This window comes from Escherichia sp. MOD1-EC6162, assembly GCF_002965125.1.
GTDB lineage: Bacteria > Pseudomonadota > Gammaproteobacteria > Enterobacterales > Enterobacteriaceae > Escherichia > Escherichia marmotae.
On sequence record NZ_PTSB01000021.1, the window covers coordinates 14,251 to 36,159 of the forward strand.

The 21,909-nt window shown below is 50.3% G+C and carries 27 protein-coding genes and 2 pseudogenes; 17 read left to right on the top strand and 12 right to left on the bottom strand.

Annotation, left to right across the window (positions count from 1 at the left end; genetic code table 11):
- The first annotated feature begins 146 nt into the window (after positions 1-146).
- The 4 genes and pseudogenes from yiaY to A9587_RS25085 form a co-directional block, all read left to right on the top strand.
- A complete protein-coding gene (yiaY, locus tag A9587_RS16705; protein ID WP_105224823.1) occupies positions 147-1,298 on the top strand; it encodes an L-threonine dehydrogenase in 1,152 nt (383 codons plus the stop codon).
- A gap of 165 nt (positions 1,299-1,463) precedes the next feature.
- A complete protein-coding gene (gene aldB, locus A9587_RS16710; protein WP_105263815.1) occupies positions 1,464-3,002 on the top strand; it encodes an aldehyde dehydrogenase AldB in 1,539 nt (512 codons plus the stop codon).
- Between the two features lie 361 nt (positions 3,003-3,363).
- Positions 3,364-3,561, top strand: a pseudogene (locus tag A9587_RS16715) (type II toxin-antitoxin system HicB family antitoxin); the annotation flags it as partial.
- Positions 3,542-3,634: pseudogene (locus A9587_RS25085) on the top strand (MipA/OmpV family protein); the annotation flags it as partial. The pseudogenes A9587_RS16715 and A9587_RS25085, both read left to right, overlap by 20 nt.
- A gap of 94 nt (positions 3,635-3,728) precedes the next feature.
- Here A9587_RS25085 and rhaM read toward each other — a convergent pair.
- From rhaM to rhaB, 4 genes are all read right to left on the bottom strand, one after another.
- Positions 3,729-4,043 carry an L-rhamnose mutarotase gene (gene rhaM / locus A9587_RS16720; RefSeq protein ID WP_000619483.1) on the bottom strand — a complete coding sequence of 105 codons (315 nt, stop codon included), beginning with the start codon at positions 4,041-4,043 and terminating at the stop codon, positions 3,729-3,731.
- A 9-nt stretch (positions 4,044-4,052) separates the two neighbouring features.
- Positions 4,053-4,877 (bottom strand): rhamnulose-1-phosphate aldolase, encoded by an 825-nt coding sequence (gene rhaD, locus A9587_RS16725; RefSeq protein WP_016262733.1) that lies wholly within the window; start codon positions 4,875-4,877, stop codon positions 4,053-4,055.
- Between the two features lie 163 nt (positions 4,878-5,040).
- Positions 5,041-6,300, bottom strand: a complete 1,260-nt coding sequence (gene rhaA, locus A9587_RS16730; protein ID WP_001517483.1) for an L-rhamnose isomerase — start codon at positions 6,298-6,300, stop codon at positions 5,041-5,043.
- The gene (rhaB, locus tag A9587_RS16735; RefSeq protein ID WP_105263816.1) at positions 6,297-7,766 is read right to left on the bottom strand and encodes a rhamnulokinase; all 1,470 of its coding nucleotides are present in this window, start codon (positions 7,764-7,766) and stop codon (positions 6,297-6,299) included. The genes rhaA and rhaB overlap by 4 nt, the downstream gene beginning before the upstream one ends.
- Before the next feature lie 287 nt (positions 7,767-8,053).
- Between rhaB and rhaS the strand changes: the two genes are divergently transcribed.
- Together rhaS and rhaR are read left to right on the top strand one after the other, a co-directional pair.
- Entirely contained in the window at positions 8,054-8,890 is an 837-nt protein-coding gene (gene rhaS / locus A9587_RS16740; RefSeq protein WP_105263817.1) for an HTH-type transcriptional activator RhaS, read from the top strand.
- 72 nt (positions 8,891-8,962) lie between these two features.
- A complete protein-coding gene (rhaR, locus tag A9587_RS16745; RefSeq protein ID WP_105263818.1) occupies positions 8,963-9,811 on the top strand; it encodes an HTH-type transcriptional activator RhaR in 849 nt (282 codons plus the stop codon).
- Here rhaR and rhaT read toward each other — a convergent pair.
- Positions 9,808-10,842, bottom strand: coding sequence for an L-rhamnose/proton symporter RhaT (rhaT, locus tag A9587_RS16750; RefSeq protein WP_001517487.1), 1,035 nt, complete (start codon positions 10,840-10,842; stop codon positions 9,808-9,810). The two genes, rhaR and rhaT, sit on opposite strands and share 4 nt — an antisense overlap.
- A 284-nt stretch (positions 10,843-11,126) precedes the next feature.
- Here rhaT and sodA point away from each other — a divergent pair, with 284 nt between their 5' ends.
- The gene (sodA, locus tag A9587_RS16755) at positions 11,127-11,747 is read left to right on the top strand and encodes a superoxide dismutase [Mn] (protein ID WP_010350891.1); all 621 of its coding nucleotides are present in this window, start codon (positions 11,127-11,129) and stop codon (positions 11,745-11,747) included.
- A gap of 259 nt (positions 11,748-12,006) precedes the next feature.
- The gene (kdgT, locus tag A9587_RS16765) at positions 12,007-12,990 is read left to right on the top strand and encodes a 2-keto-3-deoxygluconate transporter (RefSeq protein WP_010376485.1); all 984 of its coding nucleotides are present in this window, start codon (positions 12,007-12,009) and stop codon (positions 12,988-12,990) included.
- A 57-nt stretch (positions 12,991-13,047) separates the two neighbouring features.
- Here the strand turns inward: kdgT and A9587_RS16770 are convergent, their stop codons facing one another.
- Positions 13,048-13,938 carry a dihydrodipicolinate synthase family protein gene (locus A9587_RS16770; protein ID WP_105263819.1) on the bottom strand — a complete coding sequence of 297 codons (891 nt, stop codon included), beginning with the start codon at positions 13,936-13,938 and terminating at the stop codon, positions 13,048-13,050.
- Positions 13,939-14,090: 152 nt separating this feature from the next.
- On the opposite strand from A9587_RS16770, the gene yiiM reads away from it, so the two are divergent.
- Positions 14,091-14,765 carry a 6-hydroxyaminopurine reductase gene (gene yiiM / locus A9587_RS16775; protein WP_001270231.1) on the top strand — a complete coding sequence of 225 codons (675 nt, stop codon included), beginning with the start codon at positions 14,091-14,093 and terminating at the stop codon, positions 14,763-14,765.
- 114 nt (positions 14,766-14,879) lie between these two features.
- On the opposite strand, the gene cpxA is transcribed toward yiiM, so the two are convergent.
- Positions 14,880-16,253: an envelope stress sensor histidine kinase CpxA gene (gene cpxA / locus A9587_RS16780; RefSeq protein WP_000580416.1), complete on the bottom strand. Its 1,374-nt coding sequence runs from the start codon at positions 16,251-16,253 to the stop codon at positions 14,880-14,882.
- On the bottom strand, positions 16,250-16,948 hold the full coding sequence (gene cpxR, locus A9587_RS16785; protein ID WP_001033718.1) for an envelope stress response regulator transcription factor CpxR: 699 nt from the start codon (positions 16,946-16,948) through the stop codon (positions 16,250-16,252). The genes cpxA and cpxR overlap by 4 nt, the downstream gene beginning before the upstream one ends.
- A gap of 149 nt (positions 16,949-17,097) precedes the next feature.
- Between cpxR and cpxP the strand changes: the two genes are divergently transcribed.
- Positions 17,098-17,598, top strand: a complete 501-nt coding sequence (gene cpxP / locus A9587_RS16790; protein WP_001517491.1) for a cell-envelope stress modulator CpxP — start codon at positions 17,098-17,100, stop codon at positions 17,596-17,598.
- A gap of 189 nt (positions 17,599-17,787) precedes the next feature.
- Here cpxP and A9587_RS16795 read toward each other — a convergent pair whose 3' ends face one another.
- Positions 17,788-18,123, bottom strand: coding sequence for a hypothetical protein (locus A9587_RS16795; RefSeq protein ID WP_059225171.1), 336 nt, complete (start codon positions 18,121-18,123; stop codon positions 17,788-17,790).
- Between A9587_RS16795 and A9587_RS16800 the strand changes: the two genes are divergently transcribed.
- Positions 18,107-18,343 carry a hypothetical protein gene (locus tag A9587_RS16800; protein WP_059225170.1) on the top strand — a complete coding sequence of 79 codons (237 nt, stop codon included), beginning with the start codon at positions 18,107-18,109 and terminating at the stop codon, positions 18,341-18,343. The genes A9587_RS16795 and A9587_RS16800 overlap by 17 nt on opposite strands.
- Before the next feature lie 3 nt (positions 18,344-18,346).
- Here A9587_RS16800 and A9587_RS16805 read toward each other — a convergent pair whose 3' ends face one another.
- Both A9587_RS16805 and A9587_RS16810 read right to left on the bottom strand, forming a co-directional pair.
- Positions 18,347-19,327 (bottom strand): phage integrase, encoded by a 981-nt coding sequence (locus A9587_RS16805; protein WP_105263820.1) that lies wholly within the window; start codon positions 19,325-19,327, stop codon positions 18,347-18,349.
- Positions 19,328-19,396: 69 nt separating this feature from the next.
- The gene (locus A9587_RS16810) at positions 19,397-19,690 is read right to left on the bottom strand and encodes a helix-turn-helix domain-containing protein (RefSeq protein WP_059275696.1); all 294 of its coding nucleotides are present in this window, start codon (positions 19,688-19,690) and stop codon (positions 19,397-19,399) included.
- A gap of 154 nt (positions 19,691-19,844) precedes the next feature.
- Here A9587_RS16810 and A9587_RS16815 point away from each other — a divergent pair, with 154 nt between their 5' ends.
- Both A9587_RS16815 and A9587_RS16820 read left to right on the top strand, forming a co-directional pair.
- Positions 19,845-20,117 (top strand): Cox family DNA-binding protein, encoded by a 273-nt coding sequence (locus A9587_RS16815; RefSeq protein WP_105263821.1) that lies wholly within the window; start codon positions 19,845-19,847, stop codon positions 20,115-20,117.
- Positions 20,118-20,171: 54 nt separating this feature from the next.
- Positions 20,172-20,360, top strand: coding sequence for a hypothetical protein (locus A9587_RS16820; RefSeq protein ID WP_059225166.1), 189 nt, complete (start codon positions 20,172-20,174; stop codon positions 20,358-20,360).
- 4 nt (positions 20,361-20,364) lie between these two features.
- On the opposite strand, the gene A9587_RS24750 is transcribed toward A9587_RS16820, so the two are convergent.
- Positions 20,365-20,538: a hypothetical protein gene (locus A9587_RS24750; protein ID WP_171002070.1), complete on the bottom strand. Its 174-nt coding sequence runs from the start codon at positions 20,536-20,538 to the stop codon at positions 20,365-20,367.
- A gap of 116 nt (positions 20,539-20,654) precedes the next feature.
- Between A9587_RS24750 and A9587_RS24755 the strand changes: the two genes are divergently transcribed.
- The 4 genes from A9587_RS24755 (at position 20,655) to A9587_RS16835 (ending at position 21,909) form a co-directional block, all read left to right on the top strand.
- A complete protein-coding gene (locus A9587_RS24755; RefSeq protein WP_001157771.1) occupies positions 20,655-20,825 on the top strand; it encodes a hypothetical protein in 171 nt (56 codons plus the stop codon).
- The gene (locus tag A9587_RS16825) at positions 20,822-21,322 is read left to right on the top strand and encodes a hypothetical protein (RefSeq protein WP_000217682.1); all 501 of its coding nucleotides are present in this window, start codon (positions 20,822-20,824) and stop codon (positions 21,320-21,322) included. The genes A9587_RS24755 and A9587_RS16825 overlap by 4 nt, the downstream gene beginning before the upstream one ends.
- A 63-nt stretch (positions 21,323-21,385) precedes the next feature.
- Complete coding sequence (locus A9587_RS16830) at positions 21,386-21,610, top strand: DUF2732 family protein (protein ID WP_000557703.1); 225 nt, start codon at positions 21,386-21,388, stop codon at positions 21,608-21,610.
- Positions 21,610-21,909: a DUF5405 family protein gene (locus A9587_RS16835; protein ID WP_001277891.1), complete on the top strand. Its 300-nt coding sequence runs from the start codon at positions 21,610-21,612 to the stop codon at positions 21,907-21,909. Before A9587_RS16830 ends, A9587_RS16835 begins: the two co-directional genes overlap by 1 nt.

The following is a 21,909-nucleotide window of genomic DNA, read 5'->3' on the forward strand; positions in this document are numbered from 1 at the left end:
CTTATTAATATTAAGGAAGCACGTTGTATGATGAATATAACGTGCTTTTTATTAAAAATATTTTAATAAACGGGAATGTCGATCATATTTTCGAATGAAAATACTTTGTAATCTGCCAGCCCTTTTTACTCTTCCCGGAGTGTTTTATGGCAGCTTCAACCTTTTTTATTCCTTCAGTGAATGTCATCGGTGCTGATTCATTGAATGATGCAATGAATATGATGGCAGAATATGGATTTCGCCGTACATTAATTGTTACTGACAATATGTTAACGAAATTAGGCATGGCGGGTGACGTGCAAAAAGCACTGGAAGAACGCAATATTTTTAGCGTTATTTATGATGGCACCCAGCCGAACCCAACCACGGAAAACGTCGCGACAGGTTTGAAATTACTAAAAGAAAATAATTGTGATAGCGTGATTTCCTTAGGTGGTGGTTCTCCGCACGACTGCGCAAAAGGTATTGCGCTGGTGGCAGCCAACGGTGGTGATATTCGCGATTACGAAGGCGTTGATCGCTCTGCAAAACCGCAGTTGCCGATGATTGCCATCAATACCACTGCGGGCACTGCGTCTGAAATGACCCGTTTCTGCATCATCACCGACGAAGCGCGTCACATCAAAATGGCGATTGTGGATAAACACGTGACTCCGCTGCTTTCTGTCAATGACTCCTCACTGATGATCGGTATGCCGAAATCACTGACTGCCGCGACCGGGATGGACGCCTTAACGCACGCCATCGAAGCGTATGTTTCTATTGCGGCAACGCCGATCACCGACGCTTGCGCATTGAAAGCAGTGACCATGATTGCCGAAAACCTGCCAGTAGCAGTAGAAGATGGCAGCAACGTTAAAGCGCGTGAAGCAATGGCCTACGCTCAGTTCCTCGCGGGTATGGCGTTCAACAATGCCTCTCTGGGGTATGTTCATGCGATGGCGCACCAGTTAGGCGGTTTCTACAACCTGCCGCACGGCGTATGCAATGCCGTTCTGCTGCCGCATGTTCAGGTGTTCAACAGCAAAGTTGCCGGTGCGCGTCTGCGTGACTGCGCGGCGGCAATGGGCGTGAACGTGACGGGTAAAAACGACGCGGAAGGTGCAGAAGCCTGCATTAACGCTATTCGTGAACTGGCGAAGAAAGTGAATATCCCTGCGGGTCTGCGTGACCTGAACGTAAAAGAGGAAGATTTTGCGGTGCTGGCGACCAATGCCCTGAAAGACGCCTGCGGTTTTACTAACCCGATTCAGGCAACTCACGAAGAAATTATGGCGATTTATCGCGCTGCGATGTAATCACCTTCCCGTAACGGCTGGCAAATTGTCAGCCGTTTTTTATCAACTATCTCTGTAATCCTTGCCCGTAAATTTGTGATTGCCGTCGTAAAGCTATCACCGGCTGGCGAAGATTTCACCAACCATGTCTACCCTTGTTATACCTCACACAGCAAGGAGACTACCATGACCAACAATCCCCCTTCAGCACAGATTAAGCCCGGCGAATATGGTTTCCCCCTCAAGTTAAAAACCCGCTATGACAACTTTATCGGCGGCGAATGGGTCGCGCCCGCCGACGGCGAGTACTACCAGAACCTGACGCCAGTGACCGGGCAGCTTCTGTGCGAAGTGGCGTCTTCGGGTAAACGCGATATCGATCTGGCGCTGGATGCAGCCCATAAAGCGAAAGATAAATGGGCGCATACCTCGGTGCAGGATCGCGCGGCGATTCTGTTTAAGATTGCCGATCGGATGGAGCAAAATCTGGAACTGTTGGCGACGGCAGAAACCTGGGATAACGGCAAGCCCATTCGTGAAACCAGTGCTGCCGATGTGCCGCTGGCAATTGACCATTTCCGCTATTTCGCTTCATGTATTCGGGCGCAGGAAGGCGGGATCAGTGAAGTGGATAGCGAAACTGTGGCTTATCACTTCCACGAACCGTTAGGTGTGGTGGGGCAAATTATCCCGTGGAACTTCCCGCTGTTGATGGCGAGTTGGAAAATGGCTCCGGCGCTGGCGGCGGGCAACTGTGTGGTGCTGAAACCGGCGCGACTCACTCCACTTTCGGTGCTGTTGCTGATGGAAATCGTGGGTGATTTACTGCCGCCAGGCGTAGTCAACGTGGTCAACGGCGCAGGTGGCGAGATTGGCGAATATCTGGCGACCTCAAAATGCATTGCTAAAGTGGCATTTACCGGTTCAACGGAAGTCGGTCAGCAGATTATGCAGTACGCTACCCAGAACATTATTCCGGTGACGCTGGAGCTGGGCGGTAAGTCGCCAAATATATTCTTTGCTGATGTCATGGATGAAGAAGATGCTTTCTTCGACAAGGCGCTGGAGGGCTTTGCATTGTTCGCCTTCAACCAGGGCGAAGTCTGTACCTGTCCGAGTCGTGCTTTAGTGCAGGAGTCTATCTACGAACGCTTTATGGAACGCGCTATCCGCCGTGTTGAAAGTATTCGTAGCGGTAACCCGCTCGACAGCGTGACGCAAATGGGCGCGCAGGTATCTCACGGGCAACTGGAAACCATCCTCAATTACATTGATATCGGTAAAAAAGAGGGCGCAGATGTGCTCACCGGCGGGCGGCGCAAGTTGCTGGAAGGCGAGCTGAAAGATGGTTACTACCTTGAACCGACTATCCTGTTTGGTCAGAACAATATGCGTGTTTTCCAGGAAGAAATATTTGGCCCGGTGCTGGCGGTAACCACCTTTAAAACGATGGACGAGGCGCTGGAGCTGGCGAACGACACACAATATGGCCTGGGGGCAGGCGTCTGGAGTCGTAACGGCAATCTGGCCTATAAGATGGGGCGTGGCATTCAGGCAGGGCGCGTGTGGACCAACTGTTATCACGCTTACCCGGCACATGCGGCGTTTGGCGGCTACAAGCAGTCGGGTATTGGGCGTGAAACCCATAAGATGATGCTGGAGCATTATCAGCAAACTAAGTGTCTGCTGGTGAGCTACTCGGATAAACCGTTGGGGCTGTTCTGATGTGAAAAACGGGTTGCATCGGGTATTCATTGCCTGATGCGACGCTTGCGCGTCTTATCATGCCTACATGGCTCATGCAATATATTGAATTTGCATGATTTTGTAGACCGGATAAGGCGTTCACGCCGCATCCGGCATAAGCAACGCACACGTTATCACTATCTGCGACGCTTGCACGTCTTATCGGTTCAAATGTTTACGTCTTGAATAGCTGAATATTTATTGAACTAAATTGCGAGTATCCTCGCATCTTTTCAGCAAGTTACTGCACACCATTATTCTTCTTCCGAGCGACATTCCTGAGTCAACTTTATCCACCTGACGGCCTATATAAATCGCGCTATCGTGATTGCTACCAAAACATCTGGCTCAGCGGGTGCAGGACTTTATTGGCGGGCAATGGCTGCTGGTAGATATCAATATGAATCAGTTCGAAGGTCGGGCTGAACGAATCAATATTACAATGCCGAAAGGGTTACTGAACAAGATTGATACCTACGTGCGCAATCATCCTGATTACGCCAGCAGAAGTGCGTTTCTGGCAGAAGCTGCCGGACGAGATTACCGACAGCCCAATGATCGATCGTTATGAGAGTTTTATGTTTGTCACTGGTGTGAGCTGGCGTTTTTAATTGACCAGGGAGATGTTGGATAAATTGCGTTAGCAAAATCTATATTAATCAGTTGTAATTACGGTGTCGGAGGGGTATCCGGCACCGCAATGGATTACGGCAGATAAAACACTTCTTGTAGCTCGCTACTGATCGGGCTGTTATTCGGATTAGCGGGCATAACGTCAGTCATATATTTCCACCAACGTTGGCAAACGTCAGTGCTGGCAACCGCATTCCAGCGTTCTTCAGATTCAATTTCCACGCTGGCAAACAGCAAATTTCGCGCTTTATCGAGATAGATAGCGTAGTTGTGCGCGCCGTGAGATTTCAATACCGCTTCCAGTTCCGGCCAGATCGGGTTATGCCGACGTTGATACTCGTCGTGGGCGTCGGGGTTTACCTGCATAACAAAGGCTTTGCGGATCATGTTTACTCCTTACAGCGCCAGCGCGCTAGCCAGTGGCGTAACGCCGAAACGCTTGCCGAGGGCTATCAACTCCTCACGGCCGATGGTCTGTTTCATGCCGCCCATCGAATACACTTTTACCAACACTTCCGCCGATTTTTCTGCGGTATCGATCAGGCCAAACGCTTCGTCCAGCGTCGGACCGCTGCCGAAGACGCCGTGGAATGGCCAGAGTACCAGTGAATGTTTTTGCATTTCTTGCGCGGTGGCCTGGCCGATTTCGTCCGTGCCTGGCACCATCCACGGCAGAATGCCGACACCATCCGGGAATACCACCAGGCACTCGGTGCTGCCTTCCCACAGTTGGCGGGTGAAAACCGCCGTGTCGTTTTCCAGCACATAGGTGAGGGCGATGAGGTTGGTGGCATGGCAGTGCATGATCACCCGATCTTTACCGTTGGTGGTTTTAATGCGTTCGCAGTGGGAGAGGAAATGAGCCGGAAGTTCGGAGGTCGGAACGGCTTCGTTGGTTAGCCCCCATAGAATGTGGTAGCCCGCACCGTCGCTGTCGACTTTTACGATGCCTAAATTGGCAGCAGGATCGAGCTGGACGTTACGGAAGAATTTGCCGGAACCGGTGACGATAAACGGTGTATTTGCCAGTAAAGGCATTGGCTGACTGAGCGGGATATAGCGCGGTTGTGGATGGAAATTGTCGTGATAAGGCGCGATATCGGCGTCATCCAGGCGCAGCGTCAGGTTGCCGCCGTTGCGCTCGTCCCAACCTTTCAGCCAGGCATCGGTGGTGGCTTTGATCATTCCCTGGACAAACCAGGACTGGGTAATGTTTTGCATGTTCTGTGTTCCTGTAAATTCGGTGTTGTCGGATGCACGACCTGTAGGCCGGATAAGGCACCTGTGCCGCATCCGGCACTCAATGCCTGATACGTCTTATCAGGCATATAACTGTTGCTGACCTGTAGATCGGATAAGTCACTTGTGCCGCATTCAGCGGTATTTACCCGCGTTGACGCAAAATCGTGTTTTCATAAGCCCGCACGCTTTCCAGCCACTCGCTACCCACTGGCGTATCATGACGCTGGCAATACATTTCCCATACCGCCTGCCACGGCAACGATTTCTGCTCTTCCAGCAACGCCAGTCGCGCGGTGTAATCGCCTGCCGCTTCCAGCTTGCGCAGTTCGGCTGTCGGTTCTAACAACGCACGCAGCAGAGCTTTTTTCATATTGCGTGTACCAATGACCCATGCGGCAATGCGGTTGATGGAGGCATCAAAGAAGTCGAGGCCGATATGTACCCGGTCAAACAGGTCATGACGGACGATCTCGCTGGCGATCGCCTGGGTTTCATCATCCAGCAGCACGACGTGATCGCTGTCCCAGCGTACCGGGCGGCTGACGTGCAGCAGCAACTGCGGCACATACAACATGGCGGCGGAAATCTTGTCGGAAATGACTTCAGTCGGGTGGAAGTGTCCGGCATCCAGGCACAGCGCAGTCTGGCGGCTGGTGGCATAACCCATATAAAACTCATTAGAGCCAACCGTATAGCTCTCCGCGCCAATACCAAACAATTTGCTCTCTACGGCGTCGATATGGTGCGCCGGATCCAGCTTTTCGCTGATCACTTCATCCAGTGCTGCCAGCAAACGCTGGCGCGGGGCAAGGCGGTCAATGGTGATATCTTTCATGCCATCCGGGATCCAGATGTTCATCACTGATGGCGTGCCGAGTTGTTCGCCAAAATAGGCCGAAACGCGGCGGCTGGCCTTACAATGATCAATCCAGAACTGGCGAATGCGGTCGTCGGCATGTGAGAGCGTAAAGCCATCGGCGCTTAGCGGATGCGAGAAACAGGAAGGGTTAAAATCCAGACCGAGTTGATTAGCTTTCGCCCATTCAACCCAGTTTTTGAAGTGTTCAGGTTTGATTTGGTCACGCGAGACTGGCGTGTCTGACTCCAGATAGATCGCATGTAAATTAAGCCGTTTCGGCCCCGGAATCAGCCGCATAGCCTGTTCCAAATCGGCACGCAGCTCTTCGGCATTGCGCGCTTTTCCCGGGTAGTTGCCGGTGGCCTGAATCCCTCCAGTCAGCGAACCTTCCGGGTTTTCAAAACCAGAAACATCATCGCCCTGCCAGCAGTGCATTGAAACGGGTAAGCGATCAAGTTGGCGCAGTGCCTCCTCGACATCAATCCCTACCGCCGCGAAACGCTGTTTCGCCAGTTCCCAGGCCTGTTCCAGTTGAGTGGTCATGCGCAAAGCTCCTTAGTCTGTCGTGTAGAGCGAAACTGCGCCACATAGTGGGCAATTTCACTGTCAGGATTAGGGGTAAAGGTGGTCAGATTCGCAGTGGCGCTTACCACCTGACGGAAATCATCCACATTGTTGAGTTCATCCAGCGCCATTAACTGGATGCCGATATTGCCGAGCGTTGAAGCTTCTACAGGCCCGGCGATCACCCGAGTACCGCAGGCATCGGCGCACAACTGGTTGAGTAGTGCGTTCTGGCTGCCGCCGCCGACAATATGCAGTTGCGAGAAATCTTCACCGCGTAGCTGTGCCAGTTCATGCAGCACATCGGCATACAGCACTGCCAGACTGTCGAAAATACAGCGCGCCAGTTCAGCATCACTTTCTGGGATCGGTTGCGCCGTTTCCCGACACGCAGCCTGAATTTCGCTGCACATCGCGTCAGGATTAATAAAGCGATCGTCATTGGGATTGATGATGAAGCGGCAGGCCGGAAGCGCCTGTGTCGTAGCGATAAGTGCCGGGAGATCGTTGATTTGCCGCTCCTGAAGCACCCGCTGAAGCAGCCATAAGCCCATAATATTTTTCAGCACCCGATAGCGACCTTCCGCACCACCTTCATTGGTGATGTTGGCTGCCAGCGCCGCATCATTGGTGAATGGCGTCTGGCTTTCGAAGCCCATCAATGACCAGGTTCCGGAGGAGAGGTAAGCGGCGCGTGATCCGTTTAACGGCGAAGCGATAACCGCGCTGGCGGTATCATGGCTGGCAACGGCGACCACAGGAATTTCATTACCCTGCGGACAAATCCAGTGACCAATGACATTGCCCGGATGCGTCGGGCGGCCAAACCAGGCTTTGTTGGCACCGCTCCACGCTAGCAGGGAGTCATCCCAGTCATCGCTATTGATATTGACCAGTTGCGTGGTGGTGGCGTTTGTGTACTCCCAGTTCATCTTGCCGGTCAGGCGATAACTAAAGTAATCCGGCATTAGCAGAGCGTGAGCAATGTGTGGAATAAGTTCGGGTTGTTGCTCTGTCAGCGCACGTAGCTGATAGATCGTATTGAAGGGCAAAAACTGAATGCCGCTACGCTGATAAATATCGCGCTTTCCATATTGCTGTTGTGCCAGCGCCATCAGACCACTGGTGCGGCTATCTCGATAAGCAACAGGCAGACCCACGCGCTGACCGTGTTGGTCGAGTAGTACATAGTCCACGCCCCAGGTATCAATACCGATGCTATCGATACGAATCCCTTCCTCACAAACCTTGTTTAGCCCAAGGCGAATGGCGCTCTCCAGGCTATCCACATCCCAGGTGACATAGCCGTTCCGGTTATGCAGTCCATTGTTAAATCGGTGGATTTCACGCAGCATCAGGCTGCGACATTCACGGGAGTAACGCGCCAGCATCACGCGCCCACTGGATGCGCCGAGATCGACGGCGACACAATTGCGAAAGGTCATAATGTGATCCTGCTGAATTTCATTACGACCAGTCTAAAAAGCGCCCGAGTTCGCTACCTTCTTGTTACTGACAGGAAAATACACCACTGGCAACCAGGGAAAGATGAACGTGATAGCGTTCACAATTTTCTGAATTGTGGTGGTGTGATGTTTGCCGCATTTCCTGAAAATTCACGCTGTATCTTGAAAAATCGACATTTTTTACGAGTTTTGCCGTCAAAAATTTAAGGTAAGAACCAAACCGCTTGATTACTATTCCGCCATGTTGATGACATCAGGAGGCCAGTATGACTGTATTACAAAGTGTGGATTTTTTTCCGTCTGGTCACGCGTCCGTGGCGATAGAACCCCGGCTTCCGCAAGCTGATTTCCCTGAGCATCACCATGATTTTCATGAGATTGTGATTGTTGAATATGGCACGGGTATCCACATTTTCAATGGGCAGCCTTATACCATCTCCGGTGGCACAATCTGCTTCGTGCGCGATCATGATCGGCATTTATACGAACATACGGACAATCTGTGTTTGACCAATGTGCTGTATCGCTCACCGGATCGATTTCAGTTTCTCGCCGGGCTGCATCAGCTTCTTCCGCAAGAGCTGGACGGGCAATATCCGTCTCACTGGCGCGTGAGCCAAAGCGTATTGCAGCAGGTGCGGCAACTGGTTTCGCAACTGGAACAGCATGAAAGGGCGAGTGATTTACCCTCGAAAGCCAGTCGCGAGATTTTGTTTATGCAATTACTGCTCTTGCTGCGTAAAAACAGTTTGCAGGAGAGTATGGAAAGTCGTGAATCACGTCTGAACTTGCTCCTGGCCTGGCTGGAGGAGCATTTTGCCGACGAGGTGAATTGGGAAACGGTGGCGGATAAGTTTTCTCTGTCACTACGCACTTTGCATCGTCAGCTAAAACAGCAAACCGGGTTGACTCCCCAGCGTTACCTTAACCGTTTACGGTTGGTGAAGGCGCGTCATCTGTTACGTCATAGCGAGGCCAGCGTGACCGAAATCGCATATTGTTGCGGGTTCAGCGACAGTAACCACTTTTCGACGCTGTTTCGCCGTGAGTTTAACTGGTCACCGCGTGATATTCGCCAGGGGCGGGATGGTTTTCTGCAATAACGCGAATCTTCTCAACGTATTTCCACGCCAGATTATGAATAATCAAATGCGTTTTCTGGCTGAGGTGGCACGGTGGTTCATCAGTTAATCCTTCGCAAAAAAGATTTTTTTGCCAGCGAACAGCAGGCGGTCGCTGTTGCTGACCGTTATCCGCAGGATGTCTTTGCCGAACATACACATGATTTTTGTGAACTGGTGATCGTCTGGCGCGGTAATGGTCTGCATGTGCTCAACGATCGCCCTTATCGCATTACCCGTGGCGATCTCTTTTATATTCACGCTGATGATAAACACTCCTACGCTTCCGTTAACGATCTGGTGTTGCAGAACATTATTTATTGTCCGGAGCGACTGACGCTTAGTCTTGACTGGCAGGGGGCGATTCCGGGATTTAACGCCAGCGCAGGACAATCACACTGGCGTTTAGGTAGCGTAGGCATGGCACAGGCGCGGCAGGTTACCGGTCAGCTTGAGCACGAAAGCAGTCAACATGCACCGTTCGCCAACGAGATGGCGGAGTTACTGTTTGGGCAGTTGGTGATGCTTTTGAAGCGTCATCGTTACACCAGTGATTCGTTGCCGCCGACATCCAGCGAAACGTTGCTGGATAAGCTGATTACCCGGCTGGCGGCCAGCCTGAAAAGTCCCTTTGCGCTGGATAAATTTTGTGATGAGGCATCGTGCAGTGAACGCGTCCTGCGTCAGCAATTTCGCCAGCAGACCGGCATGACCATCAATCAATATCAGCGGCAGGTCAGAGTGTGCCATGCGCAATATCTTCTCCAGCATAGCCGCCTGTTAATCAGTGATATCTCGACAGAATGTGGCTTTGAAGACAGCAACTACTTTTCGGTGGTGTTTACCCGGGAAACCGGGATGACGCCCAGCCAGTGGCGTCATCTCTGTTCCCAGAAAGATTAATTCGCCATGCCCATACCAACGATGTTGGCGGCGACAATAATCACCACACAGCCGAGGCTCAACACCGTTACCGGACGGCGACCCGCATTGTTCCACTCTTTCAGAACCAGACCGACGATACCGCCGCACAGAACGTAGAAACTCATATGCAGCATCCAACTGATGTAGTCATATTGCGCCGGAATGCGGGCGTGACCCCAGGCATAGAAAAAGAATTGCAGATACCACATCAAACCGCCCAGCGCCGAGAGCAATATGTTGTGAATGATCAGCGGTTTTGCCAGCGAGAAGTCGGCTTTTAGCGACAAATCTTTCACTTTTGCCAGACGAATAAAACAGAAACCGAGGTTAATAATCGCGCCGCCGCCCATGATGACAACATAGCTTGGCAGAGCGACATACAATGGATCAACACCCAACGCGGCAGCCGCTTCATGCATTGGTTTTGCGGCGTTCATCGCAAAGGACATCCCTGCAGAGAAAATGCCGCACATCACCGCCAGTACCAGCCCTTTTTTCAGGTTGAACTCTTCGGCTTTAATGCCCATTTTGCGCTCTTTCAATTGCCCGGCGCGGGTCACAATTCCCACGCCAATCAGCGCTACCAGCACGCCGAGCAACGTCATTCGCCCACCGTCGGTATTAATTAACACATCGAAATTGCCGTTGATAATTGGCGTCATCAGTGTACCGACGATCAACGTAATGCCAATGGCGATACCTATCCCCATCGACATGCCGAGATAACGCATGGTCAGGCCGTAGTTGATATTACCAATCCCCCACATTGCGCCAAACAAAAATACCGGCAGCAAGGTAGAGAGGCTGAACGAGCTATAATATGCCCAGAAATCAGGTAGTAGCATGGCGCTGATAGCCCACGGCAGAATAATCCACGAGACAATTCCACCGACTGACCACATGGTTTCCCATGACCATTTTTTTACTTTTTTGAACGGAGCGTAAAAACAGGCTGCACTGGCCGCGCCGATCAAATGCCAAAAAATCCCCATCGTAATCGCGTTACTCATTTTCTTATCCTCATCATTTTTCGTCGCGTCACATCTCCGACGAGATGAGTGTAAAAATCGTGCTGTCGATTAACCTTTCGCCTGTTGCCGCCGTTGCCGATTTACTGGCAATCACGGCATTAAGTGGGTGATTTGGCTCACATCTCTGGCATTTTCCTGCAAAACCATATCATTACGAAAAGTACGGCATTGATAATCATTTTCAATATCATTTAATTAACTATAATGAACCAACTGCTTACGCGGCATTAACAATCGGCCGCCCGACAATACTGGAGATGAATATGAGCTACACCCTGCCATCCCTGCCGTATGCTTACGATGCCCTGGAACCGCACTTCGATAAGCAGACCATGGAAATCCACCACACCAAACACCATCAGGCCTACGTCAACAACGCTAACGCGGCGCTGGAAAGCCTGCCAGAATTTGCCAACCTGCCGGTTGAAGAGCTGATCACTAAGCTGGATCAACTGCCAGCAGACAAGAAAACCGTTTTGCGCAACAACGCAGGCGGCCATGCTAACCACAGCCTGTTCTGGAAAGGCCTGAAAAAAGGCACCACCCTGCAGGGCGATCTGAAAGCGGCTATCGAACGTGATTTCGGTTCCGTTGATAACTTCAAAGCAGAATTTGAGAAAGCGGCAGCTTCCCGCTTTGGTTCCGGCTGGGCATGGCTGGTGCTGAAAGGCGATAAACTGGCGGTGGTTTCTACTGCTAACCAGGACTCCCCGCTGATGGGCGAAGCTATCTCTGGCGCTTCCGGCTTCCCTGTTCTGGGTCTGGATGTGTGGGAACACGCTTACTACCTGAAATTCCAGAACCGCCGTCCGGACTACATTAAAGAGTTCTGGAACGTGGTGAACTGGGACGAAGCAGCGGCACGTTTCGCCGCGAAAAAATAATCGCATATTGCCTGCTGCAATGAGGCGTTAACGCCATTTGCCAGCATAAAAAACAAACCATCGCAGATAGCGGTGGTTTTTTTGTGATCAATTTCAAAATAAAAACAATGATCCTATAAAAATAAAACAACGTTTCAATTGGTGTGGTTTTGATCACTTTTATTGCTCTGTTGAATGTCTATCTTCGTTTCCATCAACACTGATGCACCGTGAAGGACGTATGCATCAGCCTATAAAAATATGCCGATAGGTGATGAAAATGCAGATAAAACGCACGATAGAGAAAATCCCAGGGGGGATGATGCTCATCCCGTTGTTCCTTGGCGCACTGTGTCACACCTTCTCGCCAGGGGCGGGAAAATACTTTGGCTCATTCACTAACGGGATGATTACCGGCACGGTGCCGATTCTGGCGGTGTGGTTTTTCTGCATGGGGGCGTCGATCAAATTAAGCGCGACGGGAACGGTGTTGCGTAAATCCGGCACGTTGGTGGTAACCAAAATTGCTGTTGCATGGGTGGTTGCGGCAATTGCCTCGCGCATTATTCCCGAACATGGCGTTGAAGTCGGATTCTTTGCCGGACTTTCAACGCTGGCGCTGGTGGCGGCAATGGATATGACCAACGGCGGGCTTTACGCTTCGATCATGCAACAGTATGGCACCAAAGAAGAGGCCGGAGCGTTTGTGTTGATGTCGCTGGAGTCCGGGCCGCTCATGACGATGATTATTCTGGGAACCGCCGGAATTGCCTCGTTCGAACCGCATGTTTTTGTCGGTGCGGTATTACCGTTCCTCGTAGGCTTTGCGTTAGGGAACCTTGACCCTGAGTTGCGAGAATTTTTCAGCAAAGCAGTCCAGACGCTGATCCCGTTCTTTGCCTTTGCATTGGGCAATACCATTGATTTAACCGTGATTGCTCAGACTGGTTTGCTGGGGATCTTGCTGGGTGTGGCGGTGATTGTCGTGACCGGTATTCCATTGATTATTGCTGATAAGTTGATTGGTGGTGGCGATGGTACTGCCGGAATTGCGGCTTCCAGTTCTGCCGGTGCTGCGGTGGCTACGCCGGTACTGATTGCAGAAATGATCCCGGCCTTTAAACCTATGGCTCCAGCAGCAACCTCACTGGTGGCAACGTCGGTGATTGTGACTTCGATTCTGGTGCCGATTTTGACTTCTGTCTGGTCGCGTAAAGTTAAAGCCAGAGTGGCGAAGATCGAAATATTAGGTGCGGTGAAATAATCCCCCATCCATTTAAATCAAGGGGCCGGATGGTTTGTCGTCATCCGGCTTCTTGCGTTATCTGACAAAGACCTCGTCAATTGTTCGACATTCACTTTCGCTTAACTCGCCACCCACATTGCGTGATACTCCAGTGCAATAACCAAACTTACGCGATACCACCGTCTTGATAGTAGTGACAAAATCCTCACCAATGGCGTAGATGGACATATAAGTGCCAATCTGTTGCTGAATCTCTTGTAAAGCCGCCAGGTCGCCGCGTTTGAAGGCTTCACGGGCTTCGACAAACAGTTCCGGCATAACGTTGTTCAGGCCGGATATTATCCCCGCGCCACCGGCTAGCAGATTAGGAATGTAATACTCGTCATAGCCCGAAAGTACAGCAAAATCAGAACGAACAGACTGTGTTGCCTGAATCATGCTGCGGGTGTGTGACTGGCAATCGACAGTGTCTTTAATCCCGGCAAAGTGAGGAAATTCACTCGCCAGCGTGGCGACCAGGTCTGGGGTTAAATCACAACCGGTCCGCGCCGGGAAGTTATATGCGAACCATTTTCCCCGTAACTCGCGACCCAGATGGCGGAAATAGCTTAATAATTGCTTCGCCGTCTGGCCGTAGTAGTAAGGCGGCAGGATCATCACTGCATCATAGCCTGTGCGATACGCTTCTTGTGCCATCACCAGTACATCGTGAGTGCAGGTGGAAGAAACGTTAGCGACCATTTTTAATGTGCTCATGGTACGCGCCTCGCGGATAAGCATGAGTCTCTCTTCGAGGGTGAAAGAGGCAAATTCACCAATGCTGCCCATCAGCAATATCACATCAATGTTGGCTTCCGTTAATCGCTGCAGATGTCGCTTCAGCCCGTTAAGATCCACATTACCGTCTTTATCCATTGGCGTAATGGAAGGACACCAGACGCCAGAAAACTGTGTTTGCTCGGTCACGTTGAACACTCCTTATAATGAAATGGCGTTTCAAATTCATCTCATTGATAACATTTCTAAGGCGTCATCATGTGAACCGTGCTCTCATTTTGCGCGCCTGACGTAAAATAAATATGGTCTAATGGGGAAATTTCTCGGTGGAGAGGGAACAGATGCGATATCCAGTTGATGTATACGCAGGCAAGGTTCGGGAATATCCGGAAAGCCGTCCAAGTGCGATTGCGAAAATCCAGGTCGATGGCGAGTTGATGTTGACAGAGCTGGGGCTGGAAGGTGACGAGCAGGCAGAGAAGAAAATTCATGGCGGACCAGACAGGGCGCTGTGTCACTATCCTCGTGAACATTATCTTTATTGGGCGCGGGAATTTCCGGAACAGGCGGATTTGTTTGTTGCGCCTGCGTTTGGTGAAAACCTCTCAACCGACGGTCTGACGGAAAGCAATGTTTATATTGGCGATATTTTCCGCTGGGGCGAGGCTTTGATTCAGGTTACCCAACCGCGGTCACCGTGCTTTAAACTCAATTATCATTTTGACATCAGCGATATGGCGCAGTTGATGCAAAATGCCGGAAAAACTGGCTGGTTATATAGCGTGATTGCGCCGGGGTTGATATCTGCAGATGCGCCGCTGGAGTTGGTTTCCCGCGTCAGTGATGTCACCGTGCAGGAGGCAATAGCCATTGCGTGGCATATGCCGTTTGATGATGAGCAGTATCACCGTTTACTCTCCGCTGCCGGGCTGTCGAAAAGCTGGACGCGGACGATGCAGAAGCGCCGACTTAGCGGCAAGATTGAAGATTTTTCGCGGCGTTTGTGGGGAAAATAAAAAGCGGAGAGTAGGCCTGATAAGACGCAACCAGCGTCGCATCAGGCATCCGCTCAAATGCCGGATGCGGCGTAAACGCCTTATCCGGCTTATAAAAGCTGCCCTGCGCGGTGTTTAGCTCCGCTTATACAGCGGCAGCCAAATTACCAGCCGTAAACCGCCCAGCGGACTGTCTTCAGCTTTCACCCAACCACGGTGCTGCTGGATGGCGGTTTCGACAATCGCCAGCCCCAGACCCGTACCGCCAGATTCACGATCGCGCGCTTCATCGGTGCGATAAAACGGACGGAAAATCTGTTCGCGATCTTCCGGGCTAACGCCAGGACCATCGTCATCCACCGTAATGGTGATACCGTCTTTATCTACCGCGAAGCCCACTTCAATCTTCGTATGGGAATAACGCAGGGCATTACGGACAATGTTTTCCAGCGCACTTTCCAGGGCATTTGGGTTGCCGTACAGCGGCCACGGCCCTGGCGGGAAGTTAACGGTAAACGACTTGCCCATCTGCTCCGCTTCGAACGCTGCGTTATCCAGCACTTCGCTCCACAACTGGTTGGCTTTGATGGTCTCGCTTACCAGCGCGTTTTTCTGCTGATTACGTGACATCACCAACAGGTCGTTGATCATGCTGTCCAGACGTTGTGCTTCGGTTTCAATGCGCTCCAGTTCCTTACTTTCGCCACTACGACGGCGTAGTAACGCCGTACCCAGTTGCAGACGCGTCAGCGGCGTGCGCAGCTCGTGAGAGATATCAGAAAGCAGGCGCTGCTGGGAGGTCATCATGCGTTCCAGCGCAGTCACCATCTGGTTAAAACTGGCACCTGCGGCAAGAAATTCTTGTGGCCCCGCTTCCAGTTCCGGGTGCTGACGTAAGTTCCCCTGAGCGACTTCATCGGCAGCGTTTTTCAGCTTGCGCGCCGGTTTTGCCAGACTCCAGGCCAACCACAACAGCAACGGCGTACTGACCAACATGGTGACAATTAACAGTAATAGCGGGCGGTCAAACAGTAAGTTGATGAAATCGGATTGAGAACTGCTGGCCGGGCGAATCAGATAGAGCTGGTAATTATCTTCACCGTCGCGCACAGAGAACGGCCCGACCAGTTCCACGCGACCATACTTTTTCTTCTGCGGGTGATCGGCGTTATCCGCCTGACCAATAAAGTTGCGAATGATCTGCATTTCGCTGCGTTCAGCACCGATCACGCGGCCTTCGGTGGTTACCAGTAATAAACGCTGACCAGGTGGTGCCCATTTATCAATGGCACGGAACAGGCGACGCCACCACATTAAATCGTTGGGGGGATCATTCGCCAGTTCCGCTTCGACATGCTGCTCAATCATCAGCCCCTGACGCTGTTCGCTATCCAGAAGCTCGGTCATCTGGCGTGAATCGAGCTTGGGTAACATCAAAACCAGCATCAACACCAGCGCCAGCGTCAGCCAGAAGATGGCGAAGATGCGCGCGGTTAAACTGCCTATCATGAAGCAGAAACCATCAGATAGCCGCGACCACGCAACGTTTTAAACCACGGATGCCCGTCTTTGCGATCCGGCAGCTTACGGCGCAGGTTGGAGATGTGCATATCGATAGCACGGTCGAAAGGCGTCAGGCGTTTGCCCAGCACTTCCTGGCTTAAATGCTCACGAGAAACTACCTGGCCCAGATGCTGCGCCAGCAAATAGAGCAGGGTAAATTCAGTACCGGTTAACTCCAGCGTTTGTCCGTCGAAGCTGGCTTCCTGACGACCTGGATTCAGCACTAACGCATCTACTTCCAGCGTCGGTGAACCGTTGTCGCTATTTTGCTGTTGCTCGCTCCAGTGCGAACGGCGCAGGATCGCGCGAATACGTGCAACCAACTCACGATCATTAAACGGTTTCGGGAGATAGTCATCCGCGCCCAGCTCAAGGCCAAGAACGCGATCAAGTTCACTGCCGCGCGCTGTTAACATAATGACAGGCGTCTGGTGTGTCTGGCGAAGTGCCTTCAATGTATCGATACCATTTTTCTTCGGCATCATCACATCAAGCAAAAGTAAATCAATGCTGTCGTCCAGAAGATCAAGCGCCTGTTCTCCATCATGGGCAACAATCACGTCGAAACCTTCCATCTCGAGCAGTTCCTTTAACAGGGACGTTAGCTCTCGGTCATCATCAACTAACAAGATTTTATTCATTCTTTAATTACCTCCGAGGCAGAAATTACGTCATCAGACGTCGCTAATCCATGACTTTACGTTGTTTTACACCCCCTGACGCATGTTTGCAGCCTGAATCGTAAACTCTCTATCGTTGAATCGCGACAGAAAGATTTTGGGAGCAAATGATGCGCATAGTTACCGTTGCCGTCATGGCCTCAACGCTGGCAGTCAGTTCACTAAGCCACGCTGCTGAAGTCGGTTCAGGCGATAACTGGCATCCGGGCGAAGAACTTGCGCAGCGCAGTACGCAGAGCCATATGTTCGACGGCATAAGTTTAACCGAACATCAGCGTCAGCAGATGCGAGATCTTATGCAACAGGCCCGGCACGAACAGCCTCCTGTTAATGTTAGCGAAGTGGAGACAATGCATCGCCTTGTCACCGCAGAAAATTTTGATGAAAACGCTGTGCGCGCTCAGGCAGAAAAAATGGCGAAAGAGCAGATCGCTCGCCAGGTTGAGATGGCTAAAGTCCGCAACCAAATGTATCACCTGTTAACGCCGGAGCAGCAAGCGGTTTTAAACGAGAAACATCAACAGCGAATGGAGCAGTTGCGCGACGTGACGCAATGGCAAAAAAGTTCATCGTTGAAGCTATTGAGTAGTAGCAACTCACGTTCCCAGTAGTAAACCCTGTTTTCCTTGCCATAGACACCATCCCTGTCTTCCCCCACATGATGTGGGGGTTTTTTTTATCAATCACTTACATCGGTTCCCTTAAGAAAACAGCAACTTAAGAAAACCTATAAGGGACTGGAAGGGCTACAAAGTTCTCCAAGTGTGGACACTATGTGGACACTCGGTCGGTCTAATTCCCTAATCGAGTATGTCGAGTTCTCTGATTTTTTGTACGGCTGCAATAAGCTCATCTGGCTTGTAATTGGAAGCATCAATTTCTTTCAACTTTCCATCATCGAGAACAAGCCGCAATTTTTTATCTTTTTTAAGATAAGCGGCTAACACACCGGCAACTGCGCCAATGGCAGCAGTGCCGAACGGTAGCAGGATGTTGATATATTCCGTTGTTCCAGCACCGAAACACATTGGCCCTCGTTGATAAGGAACGGCCACGGTGTCAAGCTCTTTGGCTAAATAGGCAATATTTCTGCCGCTGGCTCTGCAATGGATCTTGTTTATGGAACTGTTTGTCATTTCTTCAAAACTCCCTTTGCGTAAACGCATTAAACTGGTCATCCCACTTTTTAAAGGTGTTATGACCATCCTCTGTGGTTACAACTGGTCGCTTAAATTCAGACCTGCTGGGAAAGCGCAGGCCGACGGGTTAAGCTTTGACGTCTATCAGGACGACGTTACATCGCAAGGTGCGCTTATCGTCTTGGTCGATAGCAAACGGACTATGCTGCATGATTAGTTATCAAACCGTTAAACCTCCCTTTAGCGGGTTTAATGCTACTGCGTTTTGCAGGTAATCAGGTGCAAGGTGCGCGTAGGCCATCGTCTGCTGAATGCTTGCGTGTCCGAGAATCTGTTGCAACGCAATAATATTGCCCCCGTTCATCATGAAATGGCTTGCGAAGGTATGGCGCAGGATATGGGTTGCCTGATTGGGTGGGATATCAGGTTTTACTCTGCGTAAAATTCCACAAAACTTCTCATAATCGACCTTGAACAATTTAGCGCTGGCCTCCTCTTTAACTTTCTTCTCCAGTTCCTCAGAAATCGGCACGGTTCGCTTTTTACCGTTTTTGGTTTTCAGGAAGGTAACCCTACAACTTGTAATCTGTGCTGGTTTTAGCGTGGCAACTTCCGTCCATCTTCCTCCAGTGCTCAGACATAAAAGCGCGACAAGTAAGTCATCACCAGTCAAAACATTTAACAGTTTTTTGATTTCTGCTTTTTCCAGGAACGTCATTTCCGGGTTGGCTTCCGCCAGTGGCGGCAGTCCGTGAATCGGATGTTGCCCGGAAAACTCATCTAGCTGGATTAGCTTGGTGAACATGCCCGATAAGCGGTACATGTCACGATTTATCGTCGCCGCGCTGATGCCATCGCGTAGACGAGCAGAGCGGTAATCCATCAGGCATTTTTTATTTAACCTGCTGACCTGTATGTCACCCAATCCGCTGATGGTTTTGCGCAAATGCCCTCGCTCTTTTTCTCCGTGTTCGTGATTCTGGCCGTGATACTTCCACCATGCCTCTAACAGCTCTGACAGGGGGCGGCGGTCTGTTCGCTGGCCTGCCCATTCTTTCTGGCTGGCGTTGGCGATTGTGTACCGCTCAAATGCCACCGCCTCAGCTTTTCTTTCAAACTTCCTGCGGATGCGTTTTCCGTCGCGACCGCGAGGTCTAATGTCCACTTCATAGCGACCATCATCGAGCTTCTTAATTGACATAAGAAAGCCCTCCGGCGCTGTACTCACCATCTTGGTAACAAATGGTGAAAATGTAATGTTTATAGAGAGTTAACCAGTCTGTTTCTCGGAGCGGTCTGATTCTGTTGGTTCTCGCCCAATGTGTGCGAGAGCCGGTGCAATCTGACCAGCTTGCGGAGCTGTTTTATCTGTCATTAGCCAAAGGGTGTATTTCTGAAACTGAGGGGTGTTTGTGATTTTCATCACCACTCCCAAGCCGGGCTCTGCATGTCCTCCCTCGTAATTTTTTAACGTGCTAAGTGCTAGGCCGCTGATTTCACAAAACTTTACTTGAGTTAAACCCTCTGCTTTACGTATTGCCTTAATTTTATCGGCTACTTTCATTTGACATGGTTCCTAGTTAAAGACTATATTGCCGCAAAAGGTCTAAAGGTAAGAACCTTTTGGGGTGCACAAACCAGTCCCTAGTAAGGACAGGAGCGACTTGTAAGGGACTGGAACTAACAAGGGTAACACGAAAGCAAAAAGGGGCTAACCAATGGGAGTCAGTGACTATGTGATTCAGTACCCGCTTGATGCGGTACATACGGTTAAGTTTGCAGAGTTACTTGGTAAGCCAGAAACGGCTGTAGTCAAGATGGTAAAAGAGAATAAATTGCCAGTTATTGAGCTTCGGGATCCAAGTAAGCCGAACGCTCGTGTCGGTGAGAAGTGGGTTTTTATTCCAGAGTTTAATCGTGCTGTGCGTGAGGCATTCTACAACCGACCGGTTGAACAGCGCGACGCGTGGCTGCTGTGGATGGGGCTTTAAATCATTGCTAAATCAGGCTGTCGGCAACGGGGCGGACGGCATAAGGGGAAAGTCATGGCGAATAAAAATAGTGCGAACCAGTGCGGCACAGATAAGGCACTGACGCAGAGAGAAATTTTAGAACTGGCGGTAAAAATCGGGGATTTCATTAAAGAAGAGGCCGGACGCTTAGATAAACAGGTGTCCGGCAAAGATATCAGCGTTATCGCTGGCGTCATTGATTTTCTGTCTTATGACGAATGATGCATTAACTGGAGGCTAATTTCTCCTCGAGCTTTTTTTCCAATACTGGATAAATCGAGTCAAAGAGACGTTGAGTGTGCTTATCCAGCGTAACGTTGGGGTTCATGTGAGGTATGGAGGAGCTGATTACCACGCAAGTTTGCTCAAAGAGAAATTTTACCTTTTCTTCATTATTCATGATTTTTTCCCTTGTGTTATTAACTAATTGCATACATGTGGAGTGTAGCGTTTGGAGCATATCACAAGACCATGTGCCGGACATGGCTAAAAACCGGCTCTGTTTCAGGAGGAGTTATGCAGGAACCTCGTTGTATTGCTCAGTTATTGCGTAACGAAAGCCCCAGGGCGATTGACTTCACCATCACCCATGGGAAGGGGCGCAAAGGCATCATTATTCGCACCAAAAAACAGAGTCCGTTAAAGAAGGCTCTGACCTTTCTGAAAAGCCGGAGGGTATGGAAATGACAGTGATGACGCTCAATCTCGTTGAAAAACAACCAGCAACTATGCGCCGGATAATTGGTAAGCATCTTGCAGTCCCTCGCTGGCAGGAGACATGTGATTATTATAATCAGATGATGGAGCGCGAACGGCTAACGGTTTGCTTCCATGCGCAGTTAAAACAGCGTCATGCAACGATGCGTTTTGAAGAAATGAACGACGTCGAACGTGAACGGCTGGTTTGTGCAATTGATGAATTGCGTGGGGCATTCTCAAAACGCCGTCAGGTCGGTGCAAGTGAGTATGCATATATTAGCTTTTTAACTGTCAGTCAGCGCCGTACTTTATTTATGCATGCCGGATTGACTGAAAAAGAATTCAACCAGCCATACTGGCGAATTAATGAAGAGTCATGTTACTGGCGTGATGCTTTATTCCGTGCATTACGTGAATTGTTTAGCCTGTTTGAGTATGCACCGACAATTCTGACATCGGTAAAACCAGAGCAATATCTGCATTAAATAATTAACCAGAGTTTTTAACGCACTTAATCGTGCGGGGCTTCTTTTTGCCTGGAGAAAGTCATGCATACAGTTTCTGAAAATCAGTGCGGTAAATACGCATTACTGCTGCAACAGGCCAGAACCGAAGCACAGGCCGACGCTGCGACGCGCTTTTCTTCTCATCTTGACGCCATGATTCGCCACATCACAAAGGCCGAGTTATCCCGCGTGGAGATAGTCGAGCTGCTCAGTCAGGAGTCGGAAAAATTTCACAATATCGGATTGTCTCGCGGGGAGGTACTTTGATGTCCTGTTCCCATTCAGTTGTATTACTGAATAACGCCTTAAAAATCGCCGTTATGGAAAATGGTGATTTGTCTCTTATTCAACTTTGTCTTGATAAAGAAAAACGCGACATAACTGAATCTGTTATCGCGATTTATCAGAATGAATTAAACCTCCTGTCTGATGTGGTCAATTTACTTGTTAAACGCGCTGTATTCCACAAGCAAATTTCCTCAGTGGATGAACTGACAAAATTAACGACAGAACTTGCCAGTTATTGCGCTGATGTATCCAGGAAACTTAACGATAAAAGGAGCTGA